General features: G+C 44.7%; 3 protein-coding genes. 2 read left to right on the top strand and 1 reads right to left on the bottom strand.

The window, feature by feature from the left end; all coding sequences use genetic code 11:
• Positions 1-917, top strand: a 917-nt coding sequence (locus WBA23_RS00340; RefSeq protein ID WP_424580238.1) for an ABC transporter permease, incomplete at its 5' end; no start/stop codon positions are given.
• 166 nt (positions 918-1,083) lie between these two features.
• Complete coding sequence (locus WBA23_RS00335) at positions 1,084-1,794, top strand: CDP-alcohol phosphatidyltransferase family protein (protein ID WP_424580237.1); 711 nt, start codon at positions 1,084-1,086, stop codon at positions 1,792-1,794.
• On the opposite strand, the gene WBA23_RS00330 is transcribed toward WBA23_RS00335, so the two are convergent.
• The gene (locus WBA23_RS00330) at positions 1,784-2,662 is read right to left on the bottom strand and encodes a class I SAM-dependent methyltransferase (RefSeq protein WP_424580236.1); all 879 of its coding nucleotides are present in this window, start codon (positions 2,660-2,662) and stop codon (positions 1,784-1,786) included. The genes WBA23_RS00335 and WBA23_RS00330 overlap by 11 nt on opposite strands.
• Positions 2,663-2,728: the final 66 nt, after the last annotated feature.

The raw sequence follows: 2,728 nt of genomic DNA, 5'->3' as shown, positions 1-2,728 counted from the left end.
AGCAGGTTCCCGTGGTTACTATGCGGTTAGCCGCTTTAGAAGGTCGTACTACTGAGCAAATTAAAGAGGATACAACCGATCATATTCGGGGTTGGGTATTGAACCGAGAGTACCGGGTTACGTACCGCGATAGCCTGATTGACTCGGAAGAAATTGTGCGGGGCACATGGAATGGTGACATAAGTAATTCAGGCGATTCGGTCTTTGTTTCTTTAGAAGATGGCTTGGCCGAATCGATGCAAGTAGATATTGGCGATAAGGTAACTTTTAATGTACAAGGAGCGCTGATCGATACTTACGTTGGGAGTATTCGCAAGGTAGATTGGCAACGGGTACAGACCAATTTTTTAGTACTATTTCCTGCCGGAGTACTGGAGCGCGCCCCTAAATTTCACGTGATTATAACGAGAGTAGAGTCGGATCAAACCGCGGCCCAATTCCAGCAAGCCGTAGTGAAGCAGTACCCGAATGTCTCGGTGATAGATCTGAAGCTAATTCTGGCTACGGTAGATGATATTTTAAATAAGATTGCTTTCGTCATTCGCTTCATGGCATTCTTCAGCATCGTAACTGGTATCATTGTGCTGATTGGCTCCGTAATTATCAGTAAGTACCAACGTATTCAAGAGAGTGTGCTACTACGCACGATTGGGGCAACCCGTAAGCAAATCTTCGGGATTAATGTGCTAGAGTACTTTTTTTTAGGAAGCTTGGCTTCACTGGCAGGAATTGGAATTGCCCTTTTGGGTGGTTGGTTGCTAGCGCAGTACAGTTTTGATACTCCATTTACCCCGTCGCTGCTCGTTGTGTTATTGGTGTATCTATCAATCACTGGATTAACCGTGCTAATTGGACTAGCCAATAGCCGTAGCATTGTTAATAACCCGCCACTGGAGATTCTTAGAAGGGAAGTGTAAAATAGTGTTATGGTACCGGGTATTCTAGTGTTTGTGTATTCATGTTTGAGTCTAATAAGCTGTGAATACTCAGAACTATAACACCATCGCACTATAGCACCAGCAGTTTTGCATTTTCAGCACAACTGGCGTACTTTACGCTCCACAACTTACACCTACACACTCGATGGCTCAACCTACTATCGGTCCGCGCTCACTGGAGGCGAGCGCGAAATTTTTATCGCTGGCGATGATATTCGCTGCCTTTATATTCGTTTTTACCAGTTCTCTGTTTTGGTTTTTAGGCGTTTCGGTAATAAGCATGTTTAGTTGGGTGCTTTGGCATCGCGAACAGTGGCAAATATTCGGACGGCTTGGGGGAGTGGCTAACGTGCTAACCGGGCTACGCTATTTGATAATTATTTTGCTGGTTGGCTTTTGTCAGCAATTGCATCCATACGCCATTTTTATGCTGGGAATTTTGGTGCTAGTATTGGACGGTCTGGACGGTTACTACGCCCGTAAGTATCAAACCACTTCCGAGTTTGGTGATGTGTTTGATAAAGAGACTGATGCCTTTTTTGTGCTGGCCTATGGAGTAATTATTATTGTCTCGGGATTAGCCGCTAGTTGGGTCTTACTTCCTGGATTGCTCCGCTATGCCTACGTGATTGTTCTGGCGTATGTCGATAAACCACCCGCTCCGGTAGGCTATTCGTTCCGACGGCGTTTTGTGGGCATGTGGATGATGGGTACCCTACTGGCTCCTTTTGTAGTACCCGCTTGGATGTACATCCCGGGGCTGGTTGCAGCAATTGCTATGATACTATATTCTTTTGCGGTAGATCTGCGCGGTTCTTGGCAGAGAGGTGACGCACCCACTTCGGCTATTCAGTAGCGAAAATATCATTATGATCAACAACGATCTCCAACGTGCGATCGTGCAGTTGCTCCTTACGCGTATTTAGCCACCGGTTAAGAAGATTTTGTTCGTCGGTAGTTAGATTTAATTCCGCCAGTGCGTTTTCTATAAAGTGCAAAATATAGTGCTGCATGGTAGTACTACCTCGCTTTAGGTGCCACTGGCTACTTTCCTGCTCGATCATTAAATGATGTTTCGTTAGCAGATCCAGCATTTCTTCGCAGCAATCCGATCCCATCGCAATACCGAACGGTTGGGGGCGCTTCATGTGCATATGATACCAGCGCATAATCTGATGGTCTTCTTCTAAGAAAGGGTAAAACGAAGTTTCGTAGTAATTAAGCGTAGATAGAAAGGCAACATTGTGCTGGGCTAACTTTTTAACTAATGCATCAAACTGATCGAAGGAAATAAGATCAAAGAAAGCATTCGCCACCAGCACATCGGCTTCCTCCAGATTGGTGAGCGTTTCTATATGATTAACATCTCCGGTTACGAAACGAATGGTAGCTTTCTTATCATTATCAACTAATTGAACTTGATTGGATTGTTCATTCCACGAGTAGCCTTGCTTATCGGCAAATTTTCTAAGTCGTTTACGAGCTGCTTGTAAAAGCGGATCGTGTCGCTCAACCAGGGTCCACTCTTGCTGGTGATTCAACTTATCAAAGTAGTAGCATACATTGGTACCCGTTCCAGATCCCACGTCAGTAATGTGCAATACTGATTCGTGTGGTTTGAAAAAAGATAAGAGCTTCTCTTCAATACTTGCGTTCCGAGCCTGCACATCGCAATCGTAACGGTGTTCTAGCCAGGTAACAGGGTCGTTGTAGTTAAGGTGCATAGCTAAAAAGTTGATCAAATTGCTTAACTAGACCATCAGCAGTTTGCTTCCAACTAAAATAAGACG

The sequence above is a fragment of the Tunicatimonas sp. genome (assembly GCF_049647865.1).
Taxonomy (GTDB): Bacteria; Bacteroidota; Bacteroidia; order Cytophagales; family Cyclobacteriaceae; genus Tunicatimonas.
The sequence above is the reverse complement of the archived record's forward strand: the minus strand, read 5'-3'. Positions and strand labels throughout refer to the sequence as shown.

Bases quoted from the DNA above. Each gene is read 5' to 3' on its own strand.
- WBA23_RS00335 (WP_424580237.1), top strand. From the start codon at position 1,084: ATGGCTCAACCTACTATCGGTCCGCGCTCACTGGAGGCGAGCGCGAAA.
- WBA23_RS00330 (WP_424580236.1), bottom strand. From the start codon at position 2,662: ATGCACCTTAACTACAACGACCCTGTTACCTGGCTAGAACACCGTTAC.